30 protein-coding genes, 1 tRNA gene and 1 pseudogene are annotated in these 25863 nt (G+C 60.1%); 18 read left to right on the plus strand and 14 right to left on the minus strand.

Features of this window, described 5'->3' with window-relative positions:
• Window positions 1–7 precede the first annotated feature (7 nt).
• The gene (locus tag FBZ97_RS30795) at window positions 8–853 is read right to left on the minus strand and encodes a glycosyltransferase family 25 protein (RefSeq protein WP_246661908.1); all 846 of its coding nucleotides are present in this window, start codon (window positions 851–853) and stop codon (window positions 8–10) included.
• A 263-nt stretch (window positions 854–1116) separates the two neighbouring features.
• Here FBZ97_RS30795 and FBZ97_RS30800 point away from each other — a divergent pair, with 263 nt between their 5' ends.
• From FBZ97_RS30800 to ugpC, 6 genes are all read left to right on the plus strand, one after another.
• Window positions 1117–1449 carry a hypothetical protein gene (locus FBZ97_RS30800; RefSeq protein ID WP_113329833.1) on the plus strand — a complete coding sequence of 111 codons (333 nt, stop codon included), beginning with the start codon at window positions 1117–1119 and terminating at the stop codon, window positions 1447–1449.
• A gap of 192 nt (window positions 1450–1641) precedes the next feature.
• Window positions 1642–2799: a Gfo/Idh/MocA family oxidoreductase gene (locus FBZ97_RS30805; RefSeq protein WP_113329834.1), complete on the plus strand. Its 1158-nt coding sequence runs from the start codon at window positions 1642–1644 to the stop codon at window positions 2797–2799.
• A gap of 13 nt (window positions 2800–2812) precedes the next feature.
• Complete coding sequence (locus FBZ97_RS30810) at window positions 2813–3700, plus strand: sugar ABC transporter permease (protein WP_113329835.1); 888 nt, start codon at window positions 2813–2815, stop codon at window positions 3698–3700.
• Complete coding sequence (locus tag FBZ97_RS30815; RefSeq protein ID WP_145323383.1) at window positions 3697–4554, plus strand: carbohydrate ABC transporter permease; 858 nt, start codon at window positions 3697–3699, stop codon at window positions 4552–4554. Before FBZ97_RS30810 ends, FBZ97_RS30815 begins: the two co-directional genes overlap by 4 nt.
• Window positions 4555–4590: 36 nt before the next feature.
• Entirely contained in the window at window positions 4591–5820 is a 1230-nt protein-coding gene (locus tag FBZ97_RS30820) for an extracellular solute-binding protein (RefSeq protein ID WP_113329836.1), read from the plus strand.
• Between the two features lie 84 nt (window positions 5821–5904).
• Complete coding sequence (gene ugpC / locus FBZ97_RS30825; RefSeq protein ID WP_145323385.1) at window positions 5905–7038, plus strand: sn-glycerol-3-phosphate ABC transporter ATP-binding protein UgpC; 1134 nt, start codon at window positions 5905–5907, stop codon at window positions 7036–7038.
• Window positions 7039–7211: 173 nt separating this feature from the next.
• On the opposite strand, the gene FBZ97_RS30830 is transcribed toward ugpC, so the two are convergent.
• Genes FBZ97_RS30830 through FBZ97_RS30840 form a run of 3 tightly spaced genes read right to left on the minus strand, consistent with a single transcriptional unit; the run spans window position 7212 to window position 10301 of the window.
• On the minus strand, window positions 7212–8327 hold the full coding sequence (locus FBZ97_RS30830) for a D-TA family PLP-dependent enzyme (RefSeq protein WP_246661909.1): 1116 nt from the start codon (window positions 8325–8327) through the stop codon (window positions 7212–7214).
• A 1-nt stretch (window position 8328) separates the two neighbouring features.
• Complete coding sequence (locus FBZ97_RS30835) at window positions 8329–9804, minus strand: M81 family metallopeptidase (protein WP_145323387.1); 1476 nt, start codon at window positions 9802–9804, stop codon at window positions 8329–8331.
• A gap of 11 nt (window positions 9805–9815) precedes the next feature.
• Complete coding sequence (locus FBZ97_RS30840) at window positions 9816–10301, minus strand: hypothetical protein (protein ID WP_113330036.1); 486 nt, start codon at window positions 10299–10301, stop codon at window positions 9816–9818.
• A gap of 274 nt (window positions 10302–10575) precedes the next feature.
• On the opposite strand from FBZ97_RS30840, the gene FBZ97_RS30845 reads away from it, so the two are divergent.
• Window positions 10576–11439 (plus strand): MurR/RpiR family transcriptional regulator, encoded by an 864-nt coding sequence (locus FBZ97_RS30845; protein ID WP_145323389.1) that lies wholly within the window; start codon window positions 10576–10578, stop codon window positions 11437–11439.
• A gap of 105 nt (window positions 11440–11544) precedes the next feature.
• Entirely contained in the window at window positions 11545–12321 is a 777-nt protein-coding gene (locus tag FBZ97_RS30850) for an SDR family oxidoreductase (protein ID WP_113390825.1), read from the plus strand.
• Between the two features lie 225 nt (window positions 12322–12546).
• Here the strand turns inward: FBZ97_RS30850 and FBZ97_RS30855 are convergent, their stop codons facing one another.
• A complete protein-coding gene (locus FBZ97_RS30855; protein ID WP_069611006.1) occupies window positions 12547–12729 on the minus strand; it encodes a hypothetical protein in 183 nt (60 codons plus the stop codon).
• A 259-nt stretch (window positions 12730–12988) separates the two neighbouring features.
• Between FBZ97_RS30855 and FBZ97_RS34560 the strand changes: the two genes are divergently transcribed.
• Window positions 12989–13126 (plus strand): hypothetical protein, encoded by a 138-nt coding sequence (locus FBZ97_RS34560; RefSeq protein WP_156090775.1) that lies wholly within the window; start codon window positions 12989–12991, stop codon window positions 13124–13126.
• On the plus strand, window positions 13119–13253 hold the full coding sequence (locus FBZ97_RS30860) for a DUF982 domain-containing protein (protein WP_145323391.1): 135 nt from the start codon (window positions 13119–13121) through the stop codon (window positions 13251–13253). The genes FBZ97_RS34560 and FBZ97_RS30860 overlap by 8 nt, the downstream gene beginning before the upstream one ends.
• 43 nt (window positions 13254–13296) lie before the next feature.
• Here the strand turns inward: FBZ97_RS30860 and FBZ97_RS35090 are convergent, their stop codons facing one another.
• The 3 genes from FBZ97_RS35090 to FBZ97_RS30870 all read right to left on the minus strand — a co-directional run bounded on the left by FBZ97_RS35090 (window position 13297) and on the right by FBZ97_RS30870 (window position 15305).
• Entirely contained in the window at window positions 13297–13425 is a 129-nt protein-coding gene (locus tag FBZ97_RS35090; RefSeq protein ID WP_257714003.1) for a hypothetical protein, read from the minus strand.
• Between the two features lie 281 nt (window positions 13426–13706).
• Window positions 13707–13791, minus strand: a tRNA-Leu gene (locus FBZ97_RS30865).
• Between the two features lie 92 nt (window positions 13792–13883).
• On the minus strand, window positions 13884–15305 hold the full coding sequence (locus tag FBZ97_RS30870; protein WP_186449573.1) for a phosphomannomutase: 1422 nt from the start codon (window positions 15303–15305) through the stop codon (window positions 13884–13886).
• A gap of 189 nt (window positions 15306–15494) precedes the next feature.
• Between FBZ97_RS30870 and FBZ97_RS30875 the strand changes: the two genes are divergently transcribed.
• Window positions 15495–15923 carry a BA14K family protein gene (locus FBZ97_RS30875; RefSeq protein ID WP_113329855.1) on the plus strand — a complete coding sequence of 143 codons (429 nt, stop codon included), beginning with the start codon at window positions 15495–15497 and terminating at the stop codon, window positions 15921–15923.
• Between the two features lie 18 nt (window positions 15924–15941).
• Here FBZ97_RS30875 and FBZ97_RS30880 read toward each other — a convergent pair whose 3' ends face one another.
• The gene (locus FBZ97_RS30880; protein WP_034514177.1) at window positions 15942–16235 is read right to left on the minus strand and encodes a SelT/SelW/SelH family protein; all 294 of its coding nucleotides are present in this window, start codon (window positions 16233–16235) and stop codon (window positions 15942–15944) included.
• Window positions 16236–16456: 221 nt separating this feature from the next.
• On the opposite strand from FBZ97_RS30880, the gene FBZ97_RS30885 reads away from it, so the two are divergent.
• Both FBZ97_RS30885 and FBZ97_RS30890 read left to right on the plus strand, forming a co-directional pair.
• Window positions 16457–17191: a type 1 glutamine amidotransferase gene (locus FBZ97_RS30885; protein ID WP_145323395.1), complete on the plus strand. Its 735-nt coding sequence runs from the start codon at window positions 16457–16459 to the stop codon at window positions 17189–17191.
• 85 nt (window positions 17192–17276) lie between these two features.
• Window positions 17277–17732, plus strand: a complete 456-nt coding sequence (locus FBZ97_RS30890; RefSeq protein ID WP_145323397.1) for a GFA family protein — start codon at window positions 17277–17279, stop codon at window positions 17730–17732.
• A gap of 23 nt (window positions 17733–17755) precedes the next feature.
• On the opposite strand, the pseudogene FBZ97_RS35095 reads toward FBZ97_RS30890, so the two are convergent.
• Both FBZ97_RS35095 and lepA read right to left on the minus strand, forming a co-directional pair.
• Window positions 17756–17890, minus strand: a pseudogene (locus FBZ97_RS35095) (type II toxin-antitoxin system CcdA family antitoxin); the annotation flags it as partial.
• Between the two features lie 32 nt (window positions 17891–17922).
• Window positions 17923–19755: a translation elongation factor 4 gene (gene lepA / locus FBZ97_RS30900; RefSeq protein ID WP_069611013.1), complete on the minus strand. Its 1833-nt coding sequence runs from the start codon at window positions 19753–19755 to the stop codon at window positions 17923–17925.
• A gap of 171 nt (window positions 19756–19926) precedes the next feature.
• On the opposite strand from lepA, the gene FBZ97_RS30905 reads away from it, so the two are divergent.
• Together FBZ97_RS30905 and FBZ97_RS30910 are read left to right on the plus strand one after the other, a co-directional pair.
• Entirely contained in the window at window positions 19927–20499 is a 573-nt protein-coding gene (locus FBZ97_RS30905) for an XRE family transcriptional regulator (protein WP_145323399.1), read from the plus strand.
• Between the two features lie 17 nt (window positions 20500–20516).
• The gene (locus FBZ97_RS30910) at window positions 20517–21038 is read left to right on the plus strand and encodes a GNAT family N-acetyltransferase (protein WP_145323401.1); all 522 of its coding nucleotides are present in this window, start codon (window positions 20517–20519) and stop codon (window positions 21036–21038) included.
• A 9-nt stretch (window positions 21039–21047) separates the two neighbouring features.
• Here FBZ97_RS30910 and FBZ97_RS30915 read toward each other — a convergent pair whose 3' ends face one another.
• Window positions 21048–21653 (minus strand): HAD-IA family hydrolase, encoded by a 606-nt coding sequence (locus FBZ97_RS30915; protein ID WP_145323404.1) that lies wholly within the window; start codon window positions 21651–21653, stop codon window positions 21048–21050.
• A 148-nt stretch (window positions 21654–21801) separates the two neighbouring features.
• Between FBZ97_RS30915 and FBZ97_RS30920 the strand changes: the two genes are divergently transcribed.
• Both FBZ97_RS30920 and FBZ97_RS30925 read left to right on the plus strand, forming a co-directional pair.
• Window positions 21802–22827 (plus strand): histone deacetylase family protein, encoded by a 1026-nt coding sequence (locus tag FBZ97_RS30920; RefSeq protein WP_145323406.1) that lies wholly within the window; start codon window positions 21802–21804, stop codon window positions 22825–22827.
• Between the two features lie 96 nt (window positions 22828–22923).
• Window positions 22924–23838 (plus strand): EamA family transporter, encoded by a 915-nt coding sequence (locus FBZ97_RS30925; protein WP_186449571.1) that lies wholly within the window; start codon window positions 22924–22926, stop codon window positions 23836–23838.
• A gap of 53 nt (window positions 23839–23891) precedes the next feature.
• Here FBZ97_RS30925 and FBZ97_RS30930 read toward each other — a convergent pair whose 3' ends face one another.
• Window positions 23892–24476 (minus strand): TetR/AcrR family transcriptional regulator, encoded by a 585-nt coding sequence (locus tag FBZ97_RS30930; protein WP_145323408.1) that lies wholly within the window; start codon window positions 24474–24476, stop codon window positions 23892–23894.
• Between the two features lie 139 nt (window positions 24477–24615).
• Here FBZ97_RS30930 and FBZ97_RS30935 point away from each other — a divergent pair, with 139 nt between their 5' ends.
• Window positions 24616–25173 (plus strand): DUF308 domain-containing protein, encoded by a 558-nt coding sequence (locus FBZ97_RS30935; protein WP_145323409.1) that lies wholly within the window; start codon window positions 24616–24618, stop codon window positions 25171–25173.
• 65 nt (window positions 25174–25238) lie between these two features.
• Here the strand turns inward: FBZ97_RS30935 and FBZ97_RS30940 are convergent, their stop codons facing one another.
• On the minus strand, window positions 25239–25706 hold the full coding sequence (locus tag FBZ97_RS30940; protein ID WP_145323411.1) for a truncated hemoglobin: 468 nt from the start codon (window positions 25704–25706) through the stop codon (window positions 25239–25241).
• Window positions 25707–25863: the final 157 nt, after the last annotated feature.

A 25863-nucleotide genomic window follows, 5' to 3' on the forward strand; every position in this document is an offset into this window, starting at 1 on the left:
GCCGCAGCTACTGCTTCATCGCGACGGCGTAGTACCAGCGGCGCACTTGATCGCAGGTGCGGAACCAATGTGCCGTGAGCCGCAACAGCGGATGCCGCTTTACCGCGCGGTAATGCACGCGTTTGCCGATCGTGGTGTGGGCGCGGTGCGGGCTGAAATCGACCAGGTTTTCAAAGGTCGTGAATGTCTCGACGCCGGTTGACCAGCCGCGTTCCAAGGCGACGTCGTAGGGAAGAAGCATGGGCTTCAGCGTCGTCAGCAGCTTCTTGGCCGCCTTGCGGTTGACGATATAACAGGCAGCCGATCCCTGCGGACCATGCATGCAGCGGCCGACGACATCGTTTTCGCTGGTTTCGCAGATCGGCTTGAAGCCGACAAGGCGATGGTTGACGAGCTTGACGAGACGCGCCCCCTGGACGCTTTCCATCGCTGCGATTGCACGCGGGATAAGCTTCTCGTTGAGCTCGACGTCGTCTTCCATGATGATCGCCATCTTGTCGCCGCTTGCGACGAATTGCTCCAGCGCGATCAGATGGCTGCGGTAGCATCCGTACTCTCCCGGCAGGAGCTTGCGGCCGTTGTGATAGATGAACGAATGCGGATGAAAATCGACGCGGTCTGCCTCCGCGACGACACGTCCGTCGACGGCAGGAACGCGCGTGATATGCAGATCATATTCGACGGCCTGGTGGCACAGTCGTTCCCAGCGATCACGCGAGCGATCAAGATTGATGACATAAATGGAAACCTGCTGAGCAGCATCGTCAGCAATCTCCGGGTCAGCAAGGGGCGGGATACGATTAATCTGTTCGAGAATGACTGTTACTCCTTCAAACAGAAATCGCGCCGACAACAACCAGGATAACAATTTTCATACTATATAACATGCTTATGACTTGTCGCAAATCGCTTGCACACGCCTGCATTGTATTTGCGGATAAAAGCATTTTTTTTGGTGTAACGTAGCGTGAATGACCCGCGTCGGCGATGCGGAAACCATCCCTTGCGCATGATTTTGATCGGGGAACCCGTTGGCGCATGACCTCAGCCCCATTATATCTGTGATATGCGGTGTGTGGTCGTTGCGCTCGCATTTGTAAAGGAGCGTAGCAGTATATGTGGATCAAGTCGAAAATCGCCATTGCTGCTCTGTCCCTTGCGGTCTTGATGCCGGCGGCCGCACTTGCCGACAATCCGCTCCTCCCCAAGCCATATGTAGCTCCCGTCTATCCTTACAAGGACCTTCCGGGAGTTACTGCGCCGAAAATGGCTGATGACGAGAAGTTTCAATGTCGCACCGCCACCGTGTACGCCGATTATTTTCACGAAGGTCCGTTCTACCGCGGCTTGCCGCGCCTCGGTTACGTTTGCGATCAGAATGGCGTCATTTCCAGCAGCACCAGAAAGCCGAACTACCAATATTGGCAATATAACGGGCCGGATAGATAAGTCGTAGGCATTCTGCCGAATTAAGCAGCAGCGCAATCAAAGCGAGCGTGGCTTCATGTTCGCGTCGGTAGGTTTTGTTGGTGGTCTGAAAATAAATTTCATGTTTTTGGTTAAATGCGCGAACGTCGTTGACGAATGCGAAAATTTGCCCCAAGGTTACGAAAATAAATTACGTAATGGGAACATAAAAGCATGCGCGTTGGAATCATTGGGCTGGGATTCCGCCTAGGCTATCTGGGCTATGTCTTCAAGGCGATCGACGAGAGCTTCGAGATTGCAGGATATGTCGATCCGGAACCCGCGGGCCTGCCCGGTTTGCTCGAACGGGGCATCTCAGCCGGAAAGGCCTACGCGACACCCCAGGATCTGATCGCCAACGAAAAGATCGACCTCTTGATGATCGGTTCGCCGAACCACATGCATCTCGATCATATCCGCATCGGCCTCGAGGCCGGCCTCAAGATCTTCTGCGAAAAGCCGATCGTCACAACCATCAAGGACAGTATCGAACTTGCCCGCCTGATGGCGAAATTCGGTCATGAGCGCCTGAATGTCGGCCTCGTGCTGCGCTATTCGCCGATGTATCGCGATCTCCTGGCCGCCCAGGCCGAGGGGAAGCTCGGCCATGTCGTTTCCATCGAGGCTGCCGAGCATATCGAACCCTATCACGGCGCCTTCTTCATGCGCGACTGGCGCCGTTACGAACATTATTCCGGCAGCTTCATGCTGGAAAAATGCTGCCACGACCTCGATCTCTATAATGGCGTGGTTGGCGCGCGGCCGGAGCGGGTCGCAAGCTTTGGCGGCCGCAAGAGCTTCATTCCGGAAAACGATCCCGCGCGGGAAGGCATCAACGATCTCGAGCTCTTCCATCGCAAGCCGAGCGGTTGGATGGGGTCGGACAAGGTCTTCGACAGTGACGGCGACATCATAGACTATCAGGTCGCGATCATTGAGTATGCCAATGGTGTCGGCATGAACTTCCACACCAATCTCAACGTGCCTGACCAGTTCCGCCGTTTCGCCATCATGGGCTCGCGCGGCATGGCCGAGGGCGACTTCATCCGCGGTTATTTCAATGTCCATGAGATGCTGACCGGCAGGAAGGTGATCGAGAAGACCTACGCGGCCACCACGCTTTCGCAGCACTATGGCGCCGACGAACAGATGGCCGCCGATATTATCGCGCACGTCAAGACGGGCCTGCATCTGCCGGTGTCGACCCAGAATGCGCTGGAAGCCGGCATTCTCGCGCTCTCGATGGACGAGGCCCGCATGAAGAAGACCGTCGTCGATCTCCGGCCGATCTGGGACGAGTTCGACGAAGCGCTTCATTCAAGAGCCGCCTAGGGAGGGGCGCAGGATGGGTGTTCAACGCGGCACGGTCATCTTCGCCTGGCTCCTTCTTTTTCCGGCTCTCCTTTACGTCACCGTCATCGTCGCCTATCCACTGGTCGACACCATAATCCTGTCCTTCACCGATGCATCGTTGAAGAAGGTGACGAATTGGGTGGGTTTCGAGAACTACGCGAAGATCTTCAACGACACTTTCGCAGGCGTCATCGTCCGGACTTTCATCTGGACGTTCTTCTCCGTGTCGATCAAGATGATCATCGGCACGCTGGGCGCGGCGCTGTTGAATTCCGCCGTTCCGGGCCGCGCGCTTTTCCGCGTCTTGACCATGCCGCCCTGGGTTGTGCCGATGGCGATCGGCATCTTCATGTGGGGCTGGATGTACAATGGCCAGTTCGGCATGATTTCGGGCATGCTGCAGCGTTTCGGCATCGTCGACAGCCCGGTGGCGTTCCTCGCCTATGGCAGCACGGCCTTCTGGGCGACGATCATTACCGACGTCTGGATCGGCGTCCCGATGGTCACTCTTTATATGCTGGCGGCCATGCAGGCGATCCCGCATGATCTCTACGAAGCTGCCTGGACGGATGGCGCCGGCCGCTTCTATCGCTTCCGCCGCATCACTCTGCCGCTGCTGGTGCCGTCGCTGGTCACCATGTCGATGTTGTCGCTGATCGCCACTTTCAATTCCTTCGATATCATCTGGATCCTGACGCGCGGCGGCCCGAACGGCGAGACGACAACGATGATCATCGACACCTATCGCACTGCGATCGGATCTTACAAATATGGTGAAGGCGCCGCACGCGCGGTGCTGATCTGCATCTTCCTGTCGATCTTCTGCCTTGCCTATTTCCGCCTGACCAGCCGCTTTTCCACGGGAGCAAAGCAGCGATGAGCCAGCCCGCCATGATCAATCGCTACAAGTGGTACGAACTCATCAGCATCTATGCCGGGATCCTCCTGTTCCTGACCTTCGTGCTGGCGCCCTTCGTCGAGGGGTTCCTGGTCTCGCTGAAGCCGCTCAGCCAGCTTTTCTCGTCGCCCTATCGGTTCATTCCCGAAAATGGTTCCTTTGCAGCCTATCGCACGATGTGGACCAGCGTGCCCGGTTTCGGCTGGTATATCTTCAATTCCTTCCTGATTTCCGGTGTGAGCACTGTCATCGTGCTGATTCTCGTCGTGCCGGCCGCCTATGCCTTCGCTCGTTTCGAGTTCCGAGGTTCTGGCCTGCTGCTCGGCGCCTTCCTGGCAGTCAACATGTTTTCCGGTGCCGTACTGCTGATCCCGCTATTCCGGCTCATGCGCTCTTTCGGCTTTTTGAACACCTATCTTGCCATGATCGTACCGGGTGTCGCTTTCCTCATTCCCTCTGGGATTTGGTTGCTGCGCACCTATATGATGCGCATTCCGAAGGAACTCGACGAAGCGGCCTTTGTCGATGGAGCAAGCCATTTCTATACGCTGCGCCGCGTCATCCTGCCGATCGCCATGCCGGGCATCACCGTCGTCGCCATTACCACTTTCATCGGTTCCTACGCGCAGCAGTTCATCTATGCGCTCACCTTCAATTCGAAGACGGAATACATGCCGCTGCCAGTTGGGCTTTTTGCCTATTTTGGCCGGCAGGAGGTCGTCTGGAACGAACTCATGGCCGCAAGTTTCGTCGGCATCGCGCCGGCTCTGGTCGTGATCTTCTTCCTGCAACGGTATCTCGTCAGCGGTTTGACCGCTGGCGCGGTGAAGCAATAAAATCAATCAACCACCAGAGAGAACGGGAGCTTAAACGTGACATTCCATTTCAAGACGGGGCTTCTCGCCCTTGCTTTGCTCGGCTCCACCGTGCTTGGCGCCGTAAACGCCCAGGCCGCCGACAAGGAAATCAGCTGGATCTATTGCGGCGACAGCATCGATCCGATCCATGTGAAGTACATCAAGCAGTGGGAAGACAAGAATCCGGGCTGGGCCGTCAAGCCTGAGGTCGTCGGTTGGGAGCAGTGCCAGGACAAGGCAACCACGCTCGCCGCAGCCGGCACGCCGGTTGCCATGGCTTATGTCGGCTCGCGCACGCTGAAGCAGTTCGCTGACAACGACCTGATCGTTCCGATCCCGATGACGGACGAAGAGAAGAAGGCTTATTATCCGGGCATCGTTGGGACGGTTACCTTCGATGGGCAGCAGTGGGGCACACCGATCGCCTTCTCGACAAAGGCGCTCTACTGGAACAAGGATCTCTTCAAGAAGGCAGGTCTTGATCCGGAAAAGCCGCCGACCACCTGGGCTGAAGAAATCGCCGACGCCAAGGCGATCAAGGAAAAGACCGGCATTCCGGGCTATGGCCTCTCGGCCAAGACCTTCGATAACACCATGCACCAGTTCCTGCATTGGGTTTACACCAACAACGGCAAGGTCATCGACGGCGATAAGATCGTTCTCGATAGCCCCGAGGTTCTGGCAGCTCTCCAGGCCTACAAGGACATCACGCCCTACTCGGTCGAAGGGCCGACCGCTTACGAACAGAACGAAATGCGCGCCATCTTCCTCGATGGCAAGGTCGGCATGATCCAGGCCGGCTCCGGTGCCGCCGCTCGTCTGAAGGAAACAAAGATCAATTGGGGCGTGGCACCGCTGCCGCTCGGTCCTTCGGCCAAGGGTCAGGGCACGCTGCTCATCACCGACAGCCTTGCCGTCTTCAAGGGCAGCGGCGTTGAGGACAAGGCGATCGAATTCGCCAAGTTCATCACGTCTCCCGGCCCGCAGGGAGAATACGAACTCCAGGGCGGCGCAGGCCTCACACCACTGCGCCCGTCTCCGATGGTTGACGAGTTCGTCAAGAAGGATGCTTCCTGGAAGCCGTTCATCGACGGCATCGCCTATGGTGGTCCCGAGCCGCTCTTCAAGGACTACAAGGGCTTCCAGAACGTGATGATCTCCATGGTCCAGTCGGTCGTCACCGGTCAGGCTCAGCCGGCAGATGCGCTGAAGAAGGCCGCTGCCGATCTCGAGCAGTACAAGTAAGCCTGCAAGTCACCGGGCCGCGCGCAATGCGCGCGGCCTTTGGAGCCCTGCCCGCCCCATGGCGGCGCCGCGCGGAGACAGAGTTTGGGAAAGCTGCACCTTCATCAGGTCAAAAAATCTTACGGTCATTTTGAGGTCATCAAGGGCGTCGAGCTCGACGTTAATGACGGTGAATTCATCGTCTTTGTCGGTCCGTCCGGCTGTGGCAAATCGACCTTGCTGCGCATGATCGCCGGCCTCGACGATGTGACCGGCGGCGACATCAAGATCGATGGCGCCCGCGTCAATGATCTGCCGCCCGTCAAGCGCGGCATCGCCATGGTCTTCCAGTCCTATGCTCTCTATCCGCATATGTCGGTGTTCGAAAACATCGCCTTCCCGTTGCGGGTGGAGAAGATGGCGGAGGACAAGCTCAAGGCCAAGGTCGAGAATGCTGCGCGTATCCTGCACCTCGATAAACGCCTTCAGGAAAAGCCGGGTCAGCTGTCCGGCGGTCAGCGCCAGCGTGTCGCTATCGGCCGTGCGATCGTACGCGAACCGAAGATCTTCCTCTTTGACGAGCCGCTGTCCAACCTCGATGCTGCGTTGCGTGCCGATATGCGCATTGAGCTCGCCAAGCTGCATCGCCAGCTGCAGGCGACCATGATCTATGTGACGCATGATCAGGTTGAGGCTATGACCATGGCCGACCGCATCGTTGTGCTGAACGCCGGCGAGATATCGCAGGTCGGTGCGCCGCTGGAGCTTTATCACAAGCCGGCAAATACCTTCGTTGCCCGCTTCATCGGCAATCCGAAGATGAATTTTCTGCCCGTCATTTGCACAGGCGTCAGCGATGCGGGTGTGGAGGTGGAGTATAAGGGGCAGAAAGTGCTGCTGCCCGTAACGCCGCGTCCCGGCTTTGCCGGCAAGCCGCTGACGCTCGGCATCCGCCCGGAGCATGTCCAACTCGGAGACGGCGATCTGACGTTAACAATCGTGCCGACGGTCGTGGAGCGGCTCGGCGCCCAAACGGTCGCCTATGCCACGGCTGATGGCATCGACGAGAATTTCTGTGCGACACTGCCCGGCAGCGCCGCCATCCGCATGGACGCACCCCTGAAGACTGGTATCCGCCTCGGCGATTGCCATCTCTTCGATGAAAACGGCCAGGCTTTCGAGCGGCGGGTGGAACTGACTGAAATCGACATGGACTTGCTGAACCAGGCCGCTTCCTGACGGAGAGGTGGTTGCTGGCTATCCTCGCCCTTCGACCAGTTCAGGGTGAGGATGGGGTAAACCTGGTCCTCGATACGGTTTACCGTTCTTGGGCTACAGCGCGGAGAGTCTGCCCTCTTGGTGAGGAGGCCCAAAGGGCCGTCTCGAACTACGAAGGCGGGTGAGGGATCGCCCTACCAGACCAGACCGCGAGCTGCTACCTCTTCGACGCGGGTCACAATGCCATCGCGATGGAACACCATCTGGTCGAAGAGATTGGAAACGACGCAGGTGTGGTTCGGTATGATGCGGATCTTGTCGCCGATCTCAGGACGAGGGCCGGTGCAGTTCGACAGGTCGATGACGCCGTGTTCCTCCGAAAGACCCTTGATGACGGCGTCCGGGTAGCCGACCAACTGGCCGTAGTCGGCAAAGCCAAGAAGGTCTGAGGTCAGTGCCTTCGAGCCGGCATCGATGACGGCGCGATCCTCGGTCGGGCGAGAAACGACGGTGGCGAGGATGTGCATGGCGCAATCCTCTTCCCGGCAATGGCCCGCACGCACCATCGAGCGGTCATTATAGATATAGGTTCCGGCGCGATGCTCGGTGGCGGCCGTCACGAGGTGGGCCTCGAAAAGGCTTGGGGTACCGCCATTGCTGACGATCGGGCATTCGATGCCATCATTCTTCAGCAGCGCTATGGCTTCGACGAGGAAAGCCTGCGTCGCGGCGGCGTTGTTCGGCTTCGGATAGCTCATCAAGCCACCGAAGACGAGACCGGGCTTGTTGGCGATATGCTTGCCGAGAGCGGCCGCCTGCTCTGGCGATTGCACGCCGCAGCGCGCGCCGCCGGTATCGCATTCGACCAGCACGGTCAGCGGCTTGCGGGCGGCGAACCAGCCGGAAAGTCCATCAACCGTCACGGTGCTGTCCGCCACGACCTTGAGGCCGGATATACGGTCGTTCAAAGCCGAAAGCCGTGCGAGCTTCTCAGCCCCGATAATATTGAAGGTGATCAGGATATCCTCGAAGCCCGCATCCGCGAAGACTTCAGCCTCGGTGATCTTCTGACAGTTGATGCCCTTGGCACCGGCGGCGACCTGTGCGCGTGCGAGGGCCGGAATCTTGTGCGTCTTGATGTGCGGGCGAAAATTCAGACCATGCTCGCCCATGTAGGACTGCACGCGGGCAATGTTCGCAGCCAGCCGGTCTTCGTCGATGATCGGGCGCGGCGTGGAGAGGCTGTCGATCGTGTCGCCCGGCTTGGGGCTGATTTCCACAGCGATGTCGTGAGCGATACTCGGAGCCATGTCAGGCGTCTTTCCGTTCTTCTGCAAAGGGGTCTGCCACCATCGGCCAGATATCCTTTCGCGCGCGGCGGTAGGGCGTGCGCGCCGGATTGTTGGGATAAGGCGTTCCTGCGGAGCAGTAAAGGATCTGCGATGCGATCTTCGAGAAAGACGCATAGAAATGATTGGTCGATTTGATGACCAGGATTTTCTTCGTTGTCGGGTCGATGCCCATGACGGAAAACAGGCTCGGATCGAAGCTCTGGGCACGCGTCGAATTCAGGATGATGTCGATGCCATCGAGCTGAATATGCGCAGCATCGCCGAAGGGCGCGAAGCTCTCGCCGAAGCGCATCTCGGCATTGGGGACAAGGCGGATGATCTTGACGAGGCCGTCGATCGGATTGCCCGTGCCCGGTGCCGATTTGGCGCCAAAACGCAGGGGGATTTTCGCGCCTTCGCCGGCCGCCATGCAGATTTGTACGGCCATCGGGTCCCAGATCGTGCCGATCGCCGTGTCGGTAGCACCGCGATCGAGCAATTCCTGTAGGATGACCGTTGCGTCGCCTGCCGTGCCGCCGCCGGGATTGTCCCAGAGATCGGCTATGACGACCGGACCTGAAGCTGCGGCCATGGCCTCGCTTACCGCCTGCTTCTCGTCGATCTGCGGCATGATGAAGGTGCCGCGCCTGGAGAAGAGTTCCAGGCCGAGATCGCAGGCGATTGCGGAACCTTTATCCGGCTTATTATCTGTGACGACGAGCAGCTTCGTACCCATCTCCGGCACGTCGCCGGCCATGAAACCATGAATGACCGAAATCGAAAGAATATCGGCGTCAGTTTTTTCCATCGCCATGATCTTGTCGACGAAAGAGCGCATGGGGTCGCGCGAGGTCGGAAAAACATCGATCATGCGGCAGTCGAAGACCGACATGACCGGCTTCACGCGGCCTTCTAGCGTATCGATGGCGATGCGCCACAGGTCCTCGGCGCGATCGACGAAATCCGTATGCGGGAATTCCTTGAAATAGACGAAGAAATCGGCGGCCGCGAGGCGCTTTGTCGTCAGATGGCTGTGCGGATCGAGTTCGGCGCAGACCAGGATATCCGGCCCGACGATCCCGCGCACGCGCGATAGGAAATCACCTTCCGTATCCTCGTAACCATCCGCAACCATGGCGCCGTGCAGTCCGAGAACGACGGCATCGACAGGCATTGCCGCGCGCAATTGCTCAAGAATTTCGTCGCGCAGTTCCTCATAGGTACGGCGATTGACCAGACCGGCCGGATCGGCCCAGGTGGCGGTGCCCTCGATCACCTCCCAGCCCTTTTCCACCGCGATACGGCGTCCCACAGTGATCGGTGCGGAACATAGCGTCGGCGTTTCCGGATGTGTGCCCGGCGGCGCATAGAGAGAGGCTTCGAAGGCGCGCCGGTCGACGCAGATAGGGGAGAAGGTATTCGTCTCGGTCGCAAGGGCCGCCGTGAAAATGCGCAATGCTGTCGCCTCTATTCCATGGGGTTCGGCAGATAGCCGGTGAAGCCGCAGATCTTCCAGCGTCCTTCATGCAGGCGGCAGTAATAAAGTGTCTGCCACTTCATCACGTCGATGCCGCCATCCGACTTCTTCAGGCTGCCGTCGAACTTCTTGCGCACCAGTGCCATATCGCCTTCGATCTCGATGTCTTCGAGGGTCGTTGTCGTGAAGATGGCCGTGCGCGGATCTTCGGCGAAGGATTGCGTGGCGAAGTCGCGTGCCTGGCGCAGCCACTCGTCGCGATAGGCGGACAGCGTCGGGAAGGCGAGGCGCCATTTGTCCGGGCTGACCGCGCGCTTGCCATCGATGCCGATAAAGCCCTCTTCGACGAAATCGCCCGCGACCATCGACCAGTCGGCGGCAAGAAAAGCATCGATATCGCGCGGGACGAGCATCTCCCAGATCGAATGCCTGGCGGTATCGCTGGCAGGGAAGGGATTCTTGAAAGGATCACGCATAGCATCCGCCGTCATTTAAATTCTTTTCATAATTTGCGATTTTCACTGGCCAAATTCCGCTTTCTATGGTCATTTGTCAACGTATCAAGAAAATAATTTGCAGGAACCGCATGGTGGCCATCGCATGTCACGGTTCCGGCGAAACGGGAACGAATGACGAGCCGCTTCTGCGCACACGCCTGTCCACAGGCGCCGGCGGGATCGGGAAGATTGAGATGGATCGTGTCGCTGACTACGTGTCAAACGTGGGTGAAGCAGCGACGAAGGGGGGCTGATGGATATCTTCACGACCATGCAGGAAGAGAGAGGCCGGCTTTCGCAATCGGAAATCCGTATCGCCGACATCGTCCTCAATGATTTCGAATTCGCCGTCAATGCTTCCATTATCGAGCTTGCGGGCAAGGCGGATGTCTCGCCGCCGACGGTGACGCGTTTCTGCCGACGTCTGGGCTGCGAAAGCTTTTCCGATTTCAAGGTGCAGCTTGCGCGGACAGCCTATGTCGGCATGCGCTATCTGAAGCCCGAGCCGAAGAGCATCGCACCGGCCGACGTTGCCCAGGATATTATTACCAAGGCGCAGAACGCACTCTTCCTGCTGCATCGCGGGCTGGATGTTGCCGCCATCGAGCGGGCGGCGAACCGCCTCGCCAGTGCGGAGATGATCTATGCCTTCGGCTCCGGTGGCAATTCCTCTATGATCGCGACCGAGCTGCAGAACCGCCTGTTCCGGCTCGGCCTTCGCATTACCGCGAGCTCCGACCACAGCATGCAGCTGATGATGGCTGCCGCCGCCAAGCCGACGGACGTGCTGATCGGCTCTTCCTTCTCCGGCCGCAACGCCGAGCTGGTGCGCGCTTTTGCGCTGGTACGCGAAGCCAAGGTGCCGACCATCGCCCTGACGCAGAGTGAAAGCCCGGTGGCCCGCGCCGCCGAGATTACGGTGCCCGTCGACCTGCCGGAAGGAGACAATATCTATCGGCCGACATCGACCCGCATCGCCTATCTGGCCGTGGTGGACATTCTCGCTAGCCTGGTCGCCTATCGCATTCAGCCGCAGGCAACGGTGACGCTGCGCCGTATCAAGCAGCAGCTCGTCACCCATCGCGATGGCGACGACCGTCAGCTTCTTGGAGATTAGAGCAGTTTCGCGAAGTCGGCGACGCTCATCACATTGGGCTCCGCCGAAACAACAACATAGGGTGGCGGATCAAGCCGCTCGGGGAATCGATCGAAGGAATATGATATGAGCAAATCCGTCGCCATCGTCACGGGGGCTGCCGGCGATATCGGCCGTGCCATTGCAAAACGCCTGGCGGATGACCACGACATCATCCTGCTCGTCGATATCGACGAGGCGGCCATGCAGAAGGCTGTTGGAGAACTCGGCCCGGCGGAGCGTTTCGTCACGTTCAAGGCGGATATCACCAGCGATGCCGATGTTGCCGCCATGGCAAAGGCCGCATCGGATCTCGGCGGGGTGAAGACGCTCGTCAACAATGCCGGTGCCGCTCGCGCCGTCAGTCTTCATGATACCACGCCGGCCATCTGGCGTGCCGACAATGCCCTCAATCTCGAAGCGGCTTTTCTCTGCTTCCGCGCCGTCGAGGACATGCTGAAGGCGTCGAAGGGGTCGGTGATCAATATCGCCTCCGTCAACGGTATGGCCGTCTTCGGCCATCCGGCCTACAGCGCGGCCAAGGCCGGGCTTCTGCATTTCACCCGGCTGGTCGCGGTAGAATATGGCAAGTTCGGCATCCGCTCGAATGCAGTCGCGCCCGGCACGGTGCGCACGCAAGCCTGGGAAGTCCGCGCCGCTGCCAATCCCAACGTCTTTGAGGAGGCGAAGCGCTGGTATGCGCTACAACGCGTCGTCGATCCCGTCGACGTCGCCAATGCGGTCTCCTTCCTCGCAAGCCCGCTTGCTTCCGCGATAACAGGCGTTTGCCTGCCTGTCGATTGCGGCCTGACGGCGGGGCAGGCGGAGCTCGCCCATACTTTCTCCCAGTCCGAGCATTACTGACGGGCTACGCCGAAGGGGAATGGAACACAGCCGTCCCCTCTCATCCCCAAAACACCTGGTCTCGCGAGCACGGGAGTATGGTCGGCTGACATGGGTGCTTTGGAGCGCCGGCTGGACATTTATTCATGCTTCAGGCTGTCGAAATAGGTTTTCGGCGCCTTTTTCGTGCCTGACTGTTATCGAGCAAAGGTAGGCAGGATTGCATGGTTGTGGCGCCGGAGCGCGCTAACCGGCGCGCAGCGTCGCCATGTCGGTCGGGAAGAAACCCGCCCAGGCCATCACGGTCACCACGGTGATAACGAGCAGATACCACATGGCGACGTAATCACCGACGAGCCGCCGGTTCAACGCGGCAAAGAGAAGAGCGACACTGAAGGCGAGCCAGAGCAGGTTGCAGACGTGGTCCATTTTATTGTTCCCCTTATTCGTCTTTTTCCTCCCTTCGGCAAAAGTTAACGAGATAACGTTGCGCGAGGTAGCGCCATAACGGGATGGAGGTTTGCACACAGCGGGAAGCGCGGATCTCGGTCTCCATACAGAGCGTCTCGCCTCCGGTCACATCCGATGAGGCGCCGCAAGAAAATCTTAGCGCCCTGCGCAGAGCCCAGGAACATCTCGCCGCTGCTCCCCGTTATGAGCTTGTAGCGTAAAGGCGAGGAGGGCTGCCATGGAATATGGTGATTGGAACAATCCCGTCATAGTCGATCTCGACGGCATCGGCCATTTCGCGATCATCACCAACGCGCTGGACGCGGCAAACTGCATGAGCGGAGTGGCCGGTCAATGGCGGCCCGGCAATGGATGAGGCCGTGCTGGTCTGCCTCGATGCCGTTCTTGGCAAGGTTTCCGCCGAGCGGTCGCGAAAGGCTTTTCTGGAGGCGGTGCGTGAGGCCGGACTTAGCGTCAGGCCGGATTCGGGAAGCCTTCACTAGTCGACATAAGACAGTGGCGACGGCCTCCCTCGGCGAGAGGCGCTTAGATTGCCCAGAAGATAAGGCTGAGGATTATGATGACGGCGAGGATGAACCCTATCATCCTCCCTAGTCCTTCGTTGACATTGCCGTTGCCAACAATCAGGTCGTACCAGTCGCTCTTGTGGTCCATCAAACGTCCCTCAGGGTTTGCCCCATTAGGTCGATCTCTTCTTCGATAGTCAATGATTTAAAGACACTGGGCGGCAGCTGTTGACCAGGCATTCATCGCCTGCCAGCGGCGGGCATCAGGGATCCGTTCAAAGGACGATTATTCAGGGATGCCGAAAGGCCGGCTTTCATCCGGATAGCCGATTTCAAGACAAGTTCTTATGAACTCCCGGCGAACCGGAATTGTAAAAGCTCGCTAAATCTTGAAATCTTTGAGAAATCCATGTTTCTCAAGAAAGGAAATGGTGCCCAGAAGAGGACTCGAACCTCCACGCCTCGCGGCACAGGTACCTGAAACCTGCGCGTCTACCAATTCCGCCATCTGGGCGACGGACACGCATGTAAGGGGGTGGCCGTCCGGTGTCAACAGGGTTTTTGAAGTTTTCGTGGCAATCGTGAAAAAAGCGGGTGGAGCCCGGGTCAAACCCGGGCTGCGGCCCATGCGCTGATCAGGCCAAGTCCCTGTTCCAGCAGGGCCTTTGCCTCGCTTTCGCTCGATGCTTCCACGTAGCAGCGCATTTCCGGCGCGTTGCCGGAAGGGCGGAAATGGATGATTCGGCTATCCACAAGTGTCACCCGCAGGCCGTCGATATCGCTCTTGGAAGCGACCGTCGCGATCGGCTTCAGGAAATCCGAAAGATTGGCGTCGGAGGCGCGCAGATAGGCCATCAGCGCGGCACTGGTTTCCACGGGAAAATTCTCCAGACGGTCGGCGGCGGCAAAGGGCAGGCGGTAGCTGCTGGCAACCGCCGAAAGCGGTTTGCGTGCCTTGGCGGCGGCATAGAGCGTCGCGAGAATCGGCAGAAAGCTGTCGCGCGTCGGCAGCGGCTCGAAAGGTTCTCCCTCGACGGTGAAGCGGCTGGCAGTCAACGTGCCACCATTGGCCTCGAAGCCCATGACTTTGGCCTTGCCGGCCGCGATGGCCTCGTCCATGCCGGCGATCACATAGGGCGAGCCGACGCGGGTGCGGGTGACGGCATAGGAACCGGCAGCCTCGATGCCGGAATTGGAGGTAACCGGCGTCACCACAACATCGGCGCCGAGGAAATTTGCCGCGATGAGGCCAAGCAGATCGCCGCGCAGGGGCTCGCCGGTTTCGTCCGCGACCAGCGGCCGGTCACCGTCGCCATCGGCCGAGACAATGGCATCCAGGCCGTGCTCGGGCGCCCAAGCCTTCATGAGGCGGATGGTTTCGGCGGAGACCGCTTCGGTATCGACCGGAATGAAGCTGTCGGAGCGGCCGAGCGGCACGACGCGGGCGCCGTAATGGGTAAGCACCTGACCGAAGAGATCACGTGCCACCGTGCTGTGCTGATAGACGCCGATGGTGAGGCCGGCGAGGCTGCCTGGAGGCAGCAGGCCCTTGTTGCGCTCCAGGAACAGCGCCTCCGTCTCCGCCGTGCGGTTTTCCGCTTCGGCAGGGGTTTCGTCGAGCACTGAATCGCCAATCGCAAACGCCTCTTCGCTGATCGCCACTTCGTCGCGCTTGTCGATTTCGCCATCAGGGCGATAGAATTTGATGCCGTTGCGGTCGGCGGGGATATGCGAGCCGGTGATCATCAGCGAGGCGGCCTTCAGCTGCAGGCCGTAAAGCGCCAGCGCCGGCGTCGGCAATGTGCCGCAGTCGATCGGCTTCAGGCCGGCCCGCTTCAGCGCGCCGATGCAGGTGGCCGAGATCGCCGGGCTCGATTCGCGGAAATCGCGGCCGACGAGGATGAGGTCGCCCGGTTTGGCATGGCCGTTTTTCAGCAGATGACGGGCAAAGGCCGTCGCGTAGAGCGCCGATGCCCGTCCGGTAAGGTCTGCGGATAGGCCGCGAAGGCCGCTGGTGCCGAATTTCAAGCTGCTCACAGGCAATCTCCCTTGCAATGGTCGGGCTGTTATGGCGCAAGCGGTGGCGGCGATCAACTCATCGTGGATCGATAGGTTCCGGTTGCGGCAGCACTGGTTTTGCCGTCGTCATGACCCCAACTAAGATAAGAGGTGCGGCGGCCCGCCATAAGTTCGCAGCGTCCGGAACAGGAGTATGTCATGGCTGTTTTTCATAGGATCGCGTTTGGCTGCGTTCTCGCGCTTGCCTCGCTGTCGCAGGTGGATTTCGCGACAGCCGCCTCGGACTCCCGGAAGCTCATCACTCCGCCGCGCACCAATACAGTCATTTGCGATTCCCGCGGCTGCTTCGGTTTCGGCGAGCGGCAGTTCTACACCCGCCCAGGTCAGCCGCTTCCGATCACGCCGCCCTATAACGGGGGCCTCAATCGCTTTGGCAGCCCGCGAGTTCAGGTTCCTCCGCGCGAAACCTTTACGCCACCGCCGAGAACAGTCTATCCCTCGCCGGCCCAGCAGCTCAAGCGACATCAGACCTGGTGCGCCGAGCGCTACCGTACCTATAATCCCGGCACCGACAGCTATACGACGATCAACAACGGCACCAGGCCCTGCCGTTCGCCTTTCGACTGATGCCCCGCGCAGCGGGGCCTAGCTCTCCAGCGATGCCCGGTCGGTATGGCCGAGATCGCGTTCGGGGTCGATGACATCCCGCACCCGCTGCTTCAGCTCCTTCGGCCCGGGAAAGCCGCCATCCCGCTTGCGTTCCCAAAGCAGCTCGCCGTCGATGCGGATTTCGAAGACCCCGCCGGTGCCGGGGATCAGCGCCACTTCGCCAAGACTGTCGGTAAAGGTCTGCAGCAGCTCCTGCGCCATCCAGCCGGAGCGAAGCAGCCAGTTGCATTGCGTGCAGTAGAGAATGGTGATCCGCGGCTTGTCGCTCATTGTCCTGATCCTTCGTTGTTTGCTGAGATCTAGGCTCAACTTTAGTCCGCTGCAAGCCAAAGCAATTCCAGGAAAAGTGCCAGGCGGTTTCCGTCCGGAATTGCGCAAGGACGGCCGGAGTGGTTCGACATTTCCGTTGACTGTCGAAACGCTCTGGCCACTTGCCTCTCCCGCCGCCTCATGCTCATCTCCGGTGGTCACATTGCTCGGGAATCAACGGTATGCGCGTCGCCATCATCGAGAATATGAAGAACACCCCGCTTGGCGCTCTCGGTATCGCGCTGGAGGAGGCCGGAGCCGAACTTGACTGGTTTCGCCCCTGGAGCGGCGAGGCTTTGCCGAAGGACGCCTCATCCTGGGATGCGCTGGCCGTGCTCGGTGGCGAGCAGAGCGCCCGCGACGACAACACCCATCCCTATCTGCCGGAGCTGGCGCGGCTCATGCGCCGCTTCGAAAGCGAGGATAAGGCCGTGCTCGGCATCTGCCTCGGCAGCCAGATCCTGGCGCGCGCCTATGAGGCCGAAAATCTGCTCGGCACCGCCCATGAATTCGGCTGGAAGACGGTCGGCCTGACCGACGAGGGAAAGAAGGACCCGCTGCTCGCCGATCTCGGCGACGAATTCACCATCTTCGAATGGCATGGCGACACCTTTACCTTGCCTGCTGGCGCCACGCGCCTGGCCGCCAACGGCGTCACGCCGAACCAAGCCTTCCGCATCGGCCGCGCCACCTATGGCACGCAGTTTCACTTCGAAGCCAATGCCGCCGTGGTCGAGCGCTGGCGCGGCGAATTCAAGGAAACGATCGAACGTAAGGAGCCGGGATGGCTCGAGCGGTATCCGGAACTTGTGGCCAAGCATGCGGCAGCTGCCGAGACGGCCGGCCTTGCGATCGCCAGAGCCTGGGTGAGAACCATAAGAGTGCAGGTGGAGCGTCCTGAGGCGGCCGAGGCTTGAGGGTCGCTGATGATCGGACACGTCCGATCAATCCGATGGCGACATGCCGTACACCGACGATTTTGAAATAGGAGTAAATGACATCATGAGCACGCTGGAATTACCGAGCGAAGGCAGCTGCCGTTGCGGGCAGGTGCGGTTGAAGATCAGCGCCAAGCCACTGCTCACCATGGCCTGCCATTGCACCGGCTGCCAGCGCATGACGGCGGGCCCCTATTCGCTGAGCGCCGCCATCCCCACGCAGGGTTTCGAGGTAACGCAGGGCGAGCCTGTCATCGGCGGTCTGCACGGCGATGTCATCCATCACTATTTTTGCCCGCATTGCATGAGCTGGATGTTCACGAAGCTCGAAGGCGTCGATTGGTTCGTCAACGTGCGTGCCACCATGCTCGACGACACCAGCTGGTTCACGCCCTTCATCGAGACCTGGACGAGCGAAAAGCTGCCATGGGTGACGACGCCGGCCAGGCACAGCTATGCCGCTCTGCCGGCGATGGAGGAGTATGAGGGCCTGACGAAAGCATATATGGGGCAGGGGTGAGGCTGACGTGGTGAGACCCGCTGTCAGAACTGACGGTATTGTGCGAAAGGCAGACCATGTCTTTCGACATAGGCATTTGCCTTTACAATCGCTTCTGCATTTTCACTTAGCCAGAGACGCTCGCGCTCCATCTTACTGACGCGAGCGGCCTTATCTTCAATGGGAGGTGAGGTACTGTTCTTCGAGTCGCTCACTCATCCCCCATCTTCAGCGCGGCAATGAACGCTTCCTGCGGGATTTCGACCTTGCCGAACTGCCGCATGCGCTTCTTGCCTTCCTTCTGCTTGTCGAGCAGCTTGCGCTTGCGGGTGGCGTCGCCGCCGTAGCACTTGGCGGTCACGTCCTTGCGCAGCGCCTTCACCGTTTCGCGCGCAATGATGCGTCCGCCGATGGCGGCCTGGATCGGGATCTGGAACATGTGCTGCGGGATCAGGTCTTTCAGCTTCTCGCACATGACGCGGCCGCGCTTTTCAGCCGCCGAGCGGTGCACGAGCATGGAGAGCGCATCCACCGGCTCGGCATTGACGAGGATCGACATTTTGACGAGATCGCTCTCGCGATAGTCCGTCAGGCTGTAGTCGAAGGAGGCATAGCCCTTCGAAATCGACTTCAGGCGATCATAGAAGTCGAAGACGACTTCGTTAAGCGGCAGGTCGTAGGTGATCATGGCGCGGTTGCCGACATAGGTCAGCTCGGTCTGGATGCCGCGGCGGTCCTGGCAGAGCTTCAGGATCGAGCCGAGATAATCGTCCGGCGTCAGGATCGTCGCCTTGATCCACGGCTCACGGAATTCGGAAATCTTGACGACATCTGGCATATCGGCCGGGTTGTGCAGCTCGATCTCGGTGCCGTCGGTCATGGTGAGCTGATAGACGACCGAGGGAGCCGTCGCAATCAGGTCGAGATTGAATTCGCGCTCCAGGCGTTCCTGGATGATTTCCAGGTGCAGCAGGCCGAGGAAGCCGCAGCGGAAGCCGAAGCCGAGAGCGGCAGAAGATTCCATTTCAAAGGAGAAGCTGGCGTCGTTGAGGCGCAGCTTGCCCATGGCCGAGCGCAGATCTTCGAAATCGGCGGCATCGACCGGGAAGAGGCCGCAGAACACGACAGGCTGCGCCGGCTTGAAGCCCGGCAGCGGCTCGGCGGTCGGGCGCTTGTCTTCGGTGATGGTATCGCCGACGCGGGTATCGGCCACTTCCTTGATCGAAGCCGTGATGAAGCCGATCTCGCCGGGACCGAGGCTGTCGACGGCGACCATCTTCGGCGTGAGAACACCGACACGCTCGATCTGGTACTTCGCGTCCGTGCCCATCATGCGGATGGTCTGGCCCTTGGTCAGCGTGCCGTCGATGATGCGCACGAGAACCATGACGCCGAGATAGGTGTCGTACCAGCTGTCGACCAGCAGCGCCTTCAGCGGCGCCTTCTCGCCGCCCGCGCTCTTCGGCGCCGGCAGCTTGTGAACGATGGCTTCCAGCACGTCGGGAATGCCAAGGCCGGTCTTGGCCGAAATCAGCACGGCGTCGGAGGCGTCGATGCCGATCACTTCCTCGATCTGTTCCTTGATGCGGTCGGGTTCGGCGGCCGGCAGGTCGATCTTGTTGAGGACGGTGACGAGCTCGTGATTGTTGTCGATCGCCTGATAGACGTTGGCGAGTGTCTGCGCTTCCACACCCTGAGAGGCGTCGACGACAAGCAACGATCCCTCGCAGGCCGACAGCGAGCGCGAGACTTCATAGGCGAAGTCGACATGTCCGGGCGTGTCGATCAGGTTGAGGATATAGGTTTCGCCGTTCTTAGCCTTGTAGTGCAGGCGCACGGTCTGGGCCTTGATGGTGATGCCGCGCTCGCGCTCGATCTCCATATTATCAAGCACCTGCTCCGACATCTCGCGCTCGGCAAGGCCGCCCGTCGTCTGGATCAGGCGGTCGGCCAGCGTCGATTTGCCGTGGTCGATATGGGCCACGATCGAGAAGTTGCGGATATGCGAAAGCGGAGTGGTGGAATTGGTGCTCATGCGCGCCATATAGCAGCGCCGCCCCGCGCCGCAAAGCGGAAAAGCGGAGCTTTGGCTGGTATCTTCACGTTATGTTAGCCTTTTCTGGCTCGCCGCTGCCGAGTGTCACAATGCTCTTGATTCCATCATGCGATCATGTATTTCTCATATAGTAGAATCACGAAGCGTGAGACATGAGTCATGGCGGATGATGATCTGGAACTGGCGATCGGTGCGCGCATCAAGGAGCTGCGCATCACCCGCGGCCTGACGCTGGATGAGCTTGCCAATGCCTCGGCCGTCAGCCGTGCCATGATCTCGCGCATCGAGCGGGCCGAGGCGAGCCCGACGGCCTCGCTGCTGTCGCGGCTTTGCGCAGCGCTTGGACTTTCGCTTTCGGCCTTTTTTGCCGAGGAGGATAAGGAGGTGTCGCCGCTTGCCCGCCGCGATCAGCAGGCGATCTGGCGCGACCCGGGAACCGGCTATGTCAGACGCGCCGTCTCGCCGCCGGGAACCGACTCGAAGGTCGATGTCGTCGAAGTCATCTTCCCCGCCGGCGCGCGCGTCATCTTCCCGCCGAATTCGGCAAGTGCCGGCATGACCCAGCATGTCTGGCTGTTCGAGGGCGAAATGGAGGTGACGCACCGCGACATCGTGCACCGCCTCATGCCTGGCGATTGCCTCTTCATGGGCGTCGGCGATGGCCACGCCTTCCACAATCCCGGCGAGGTGCCGGCGCGCTACAGCGTCATCCTCGATCGCGGCCGTTCATAACACCCAAGGACCTTCTCATGCCTGATATTCGTCTTATCTCCGCCGCCGAGGCTCGCACTGTCCTGCGGGATCTCTGCGATGTGCTTGCCGATTGCGTCAATGGCGGCGCTTCCGTCGGCTTCATGCAGCCTTATATGCCTGCCGACGCATTGCCTTATTGGCAGAGCGTCGCTGACAGCATCGAAAGCGGCGGGACATTGCTTTTTGTCGCCGTGATCGAGGGCAGGGTCGTAGGCACGGTGCAGGTGGGCGTAGCTCAGATGCCGAACCAGCCGCATCGCGGCGATCTCAAGAAGTTGCTGGTGCACCGATCCGCGCGGGGTAAGGGACTTGCCCGCCTCTTGATGGAGGCGGCTGAGCGCGAGGCAGCCCGTATCGGCAAGACCCTGCTTGTGCTCGATACGGCAACCGGCAGCGATGCCGAGGCGATCTATCCGCGCCTCGGCTGGCAGCGCGTCGGCGTCGTGCCGGATTATGCGATGTGGCCGGAGGGCGGCCTTTGCGACACGACCATTTTCTATAAGCGCATTGCAGCCTGAGAAGGCTATTCAGGCTGAGAAGGCGGCAGTGGCGTCCTGCAATGTCGATCCCGCTGTCCATTGCATCGCCTTCCAGCCGAAGTGCCGCGCGGCCTCGATATTGGCCTCCACGTCATCAATGAAGCCGATCTCGCTTGCGGATATCCCGACACGTTCGGTTGCCAGCCGGAAGAATTCGGCTGCTGGCTTCTGATAGCCAAGGGCGGCGGAATAGAAGATGCCGTCGAAGCGGGAGGAGAGCCCGAGTTCGCCCATCAGATAGGCGGCGCGCATATGCTCCTGATTGGTCGCAAGGAACATCCTCGTTCCCCCGGCCCGCAGGGCGGCGAGATCGTCGAGCAGGACGTGGTCCAGGCGGGAATCATTCTCGAACCAGTAGTCGATCAGCGTTCGGGCACTGAGATGAGGAGCGATCCTGCCGAGAACTTCTGCAAGCTTCGGCTCCAGCGCATCGCGGCCGGTGACGATATCGACCCAGCAGGTTTTGAAGAACGCCTGTTGAAGCACATCCAGCCGCAAGCCTAGATCGCGCTCTAGATAGGTGAACAGCGGCAATCCGTCGCTTGGCCGGCCGTGCACCAACACGCCGTCGACATCGACCATCAGGAGTTTCATGCGGCCGCCTCCAATTCCTCAAACGCAGGCGGAAGGTGCAGTTGTTTGCAGTAGCATTCAAGATTGCATGTCATCCTTTTTTCTCGGACGCGATACATGTAAGCCTTCGTGTCATCAGCAGAACAAAGTGGGCGATGGGGAGGCGAACATGCGGGTCATCTATTCGGAGGATCACAAGCTCAGAGACGCGAAGACCGAGCTGCATGATGGCCAGCTCGTCACACCCTTCGAGGCGCCCTTCCGCGCCGAATGGATCCTTGCCGCCGTGAAGGAAGCCGGCTTTGCCGATGTGATTGCACCTCATGCCCACGGGCTGGAAACTGCGCGAAAGGTGCATGATCCGGCCTATCTCGATTTTCTCGGCGCGGTCTGGGAGCGCTGGGTCGCCGCCGGCCATAAGGGTGAGGCGATCGCCAATTCCTTTCCCGTCAGGCGCACCAGCCAGCGCGTGCCTGACAATATCGTCGGCATGATCGGCCATTATGCCAACGCGGCCGATACCTCGATCACGAAAGGGTCCTATGAGGCGGCGCTCGCTTCCATGCGCTGCGCTCTGACAGGCGCCGACTGGCTCAACGCCGGCAACCGCTTCGCCTTCGCGCTCTGCCGCCCGCCCGGCCATCATGCCGGCATCGATCTCTTCGGCGGTTATTGCTTCATCAACAATGCCGGCGTCGCGGCGCAGCGGCTGCGTGATCACGGCGCGGCCAAGGTGGCGGTGCTCGATGTCGATTTCCATCACGGCAACGGCACGCAGGACCTTTTCTACCGACGCGGCGATGTTTTCACAGCGTCGTTGCATGGTGATCCCATCCACGCCTTTCCCTATTTCCTTGGCCATGCTGATGAGGAAGGCGAGGGTGATGGCTTGGGCGCTAACCGCAATTACCCCATGCCGCGCGGCACGCTTTGGGAGGTCTGGTCGGCGGCGCTCGATGATGCGCTTGCCCGCATCAAGGCCTTCGGCGCGGAAGCGATTGTGCTCTCGCTCGGTGTCGATACGTTCGAGCGCGATCCGATCTCCTTCTTCAGGCTGACATCGCAGGACTTCATCCGCATGGGCGAGCGGGTTGCTGCTGCAGGCCTGCCCGTCCTCGTCTGCATGGAGGGTGGCTATGGCGTGCCCGAGATCGGGCTGAACGTCGCCAATGTGCTGAAGGGTCTCGAAGCCTGAGGCGCCTTGCATCAAAGTGCCTGATCGCAGGATGAAAAGTTTGAATTTGCCACTGCATGGCCACGCCTCTAAAACGCCGCCTAGTTGGGGGTGTTTATGGAACAGAAGCTTGTCGACAGTGGATCGGATGGCGGCGCGGGGCTGATGCCGCATCCGGATGTCGCGCCATCGACCGGCGGCATTGTCGCCGGCGTGCTGATGTGTGTGATGTCGATGTCGTCAATCCAGTTCGGCTCGGCCCTGTCGGCTCCGATCATCAACGCCTATGGGCCGGCGGGCGCAACGTGGCTGCGGCTCGTCTTCGCCTCCATCGCGTTGGCGATCATCGTCCGGCCTAAGATCACGAGCTACAGCCGCTCGCAATGGCTCGGCGTGCTGGCGCTCGGCACAGTCTCGGCGCTGATGACGACTTCTTTCTTTTCGGCAATCGCGCGCATTCCCCTAGGGCTTGCCGTCGCCATCGAATTTCTCGGGCCGCTGCTGGTTGCGACCCTCGGCTTCGGACTCAGCCGCCAACTTCTCTGGCCAATCCTTGCGGCAATCGGCGTTCTGCTCCTGGCCTATGATGGCGAAGAATGGGTCGGCAATCTCCCCGGCATTCTCTTTGCCATCGGCGCAGGCGCGGGCTGGGCCTGCTACATTCTTTTGACGAAGAAGGTCGGCAATGCCTTTCAGGGCCTCGAGGGGCTTTCCATGTCGCTGCTGGTTGCAGCGGTCGTTTCCACCCCCTTCGGCTTTGCCTCGGCCGTCCCGCATCTGACGGCCTTCGGCCTGCTCGAAATAGCCGGGCTTGCGCTGCTCGTTCCGCTGATGCCCTATGTGCTGGAAATGGTGGCGCTGCGGCGCATGCCCACCTCGTCCTTCGGCATCCTCATGAGCCTCGAGCCTGCCATCGGCGCCTTTGCCGGCTTCGTCATCCTGTCGCAGCCGATGACGCCGTCTCAGATGTTCGGCACCGCGCTTGTTGTTGCAGCCAGTATCGGGGCGACGATCTTCGCTGCGAAAGGCTAAGACTGGCGGGGGGTAAGCCGTCGTTGCTTTGAGTTTGGCCCGGCAACTCTCCGTCAATCCGCGGCTTGAAGCCTGGCGATCTGGGGTGCAACGATTGCGATGAACAGTTCTGGATCGCCGAAAGCTCTCGCCGAGAGCATTGCTCCATGAACCGAGGCCATCAGGATTTGCGCCTCTTCCTCGGGCCGTTTGTTCAGCCGGAAGAGGCCATTCTCGGTTCCCGCCTGCAGCACTGACGTAAGCCATCCGGCGAGGCTATGAAAATGGCCTCGCACCTGGGATGCGACCTCCTCCGGCAGCATCTGCATCTCGCTGGCGAGCATCGCACAGACGCAGAAGGGCAGCGAGGCGTCCCGAATGCATGAGTGCCAGTAGCTCACATAGGCCTGCAGCTGTTCCGCGGGGCTCGAGATGCCTTCGCGCAAAGACTTCAAACCCGCTTCCGTCTGCTGCCTGTAACGGTTCACCAGCACCGAAACCAGTTCGGCCTTTGTCGGAAAGTGATGGTGGATGCTTGCCTTCCGGATGCCGATCGCAGCGGAGATGTCGGCATAGCTGAAGCCGTTGTAGCCTCCGGCCACGATAAGAGCCTGTGCGATGTCGAGAATTTTTTCTGAAGTGGAAGTTATTGATTTCATATCGCTGCCTACCTTTTGGTAGGCTGGTTGTCAAGATCGCCGCACCACTTCTGGCTCTCACGAAACGGTGTTCGGGCCTGTGTTGACTCAGTGAGTGTGTCTTCCTACTAGTAGGTAGGCAAATACAAGGAGCCTCCCGATGCAAAGTCGCATTTCATCCCAGCCCAACTGGCTGCAGTCCTACTATTTTACACGTGCCCTGTTCTCGATCGTCTGGATTGCAGCCGCGATCTTCCTCAGCGCAAAACCCCCATCCGCCGCGTTTCTGCTGGTGATCTATCCTGTCTGGGATGCCCTCGCCAATCTGGTCGACGCCCGGGTTAACGGCGGCCTGAAGGTCAATCCGTCCCAGGCGTTGAATGTTGTCGTCAGCATCGCCACGGCGCTCGCCGTTGTCGTGGCCGCCTACAATAGCACCTATGCCGTCCTGGCCGTGTTTGGGGCTTGGGCGATCCTTTCGGGCTTGCTGCAACTCTACACCGGCGTAAGGCGCTGGCGTATCTATGGCGCTCAATGGGTAATGATCCTGAGCGGCGCGCAGTCGGCACTTGCCGGCGGTTTCATGCTCAGCCGATCCCTCGGCACGGTCGAGCCGACCATTCTGGATATCGTCCCCTACGCGGCGTTCGGAGCCTTCTATTTCCTGCTTTCCGCAATCTGGCTTGCGGTCGCGGCCTATCGCAAAGCACATGCATAGGCGCTACCCGATCTTGCGGCGGCGAGTTTGAAGTGACTTGCCGCCGTATTTTCGCGCGGCCTGCCTTAAGCCGTCGTTCTCGCGGGATCGTCCAGCGCTGGATTATAGAAGAGTGAGAGCGTCAGGCTCTTGGCGATGCGCTCGGCCGTCGCCATGAACCAGTCTCTTGCCTCTTTGGAAGGCGCGATATCGGCAAGGGTTTCGGAGAAAAGCGCCAGCCATTCTGGAAAGAGGTCGGCGGCCATGCCCTCGACGCCGAGATGCGCCTGGACCGGTTTGCCGCCATAGGCGCCGTTCTTGAAGGCAACGGAGGACCAGAAGCGCTTCATCTTTTCCATGTGGTCGGGCCAGCGCCCGGCAAGGCGCCCGTCGAAGACCGGTCCGAGCCGGGGATGCGCCTGAACGCGCCCATAGAACGTGTCGACCAGCCTGTCGATGAAGGCGGGATCGATGCCCATCCGCGCCATCTCCGCCTCGGCCCTTTCGCGGATGCCGGTAAGATGGGCGGCGCGAGCCTGTATCTCGTTTTCCATAATATTCTCCGAGTGCCGGCGCGTGGAGAACCGCTGCTCCGACGTCTTTCAGGTCCCTATGTATGCAATTTCTCAGCGCGACCAAGACGTCATGGAGATGTTGCGGCAATCTGTCAAAGTCGCGTTGCTATTTTCCGCAGCCTCGTTCGGCGGGTGA

The sequence above is a fragment of the Rhizobium sp. ERR 942 genome (assembly GCF_007828395.1).
In the GTDB taxonomy this organism is placed as follows: Bacteria; Pseudomonadota; Alphaproteobacteria; order Rhizobiales; family Rhizobiaceae; genus Rhizobium; species Rhizobium dioscoreae.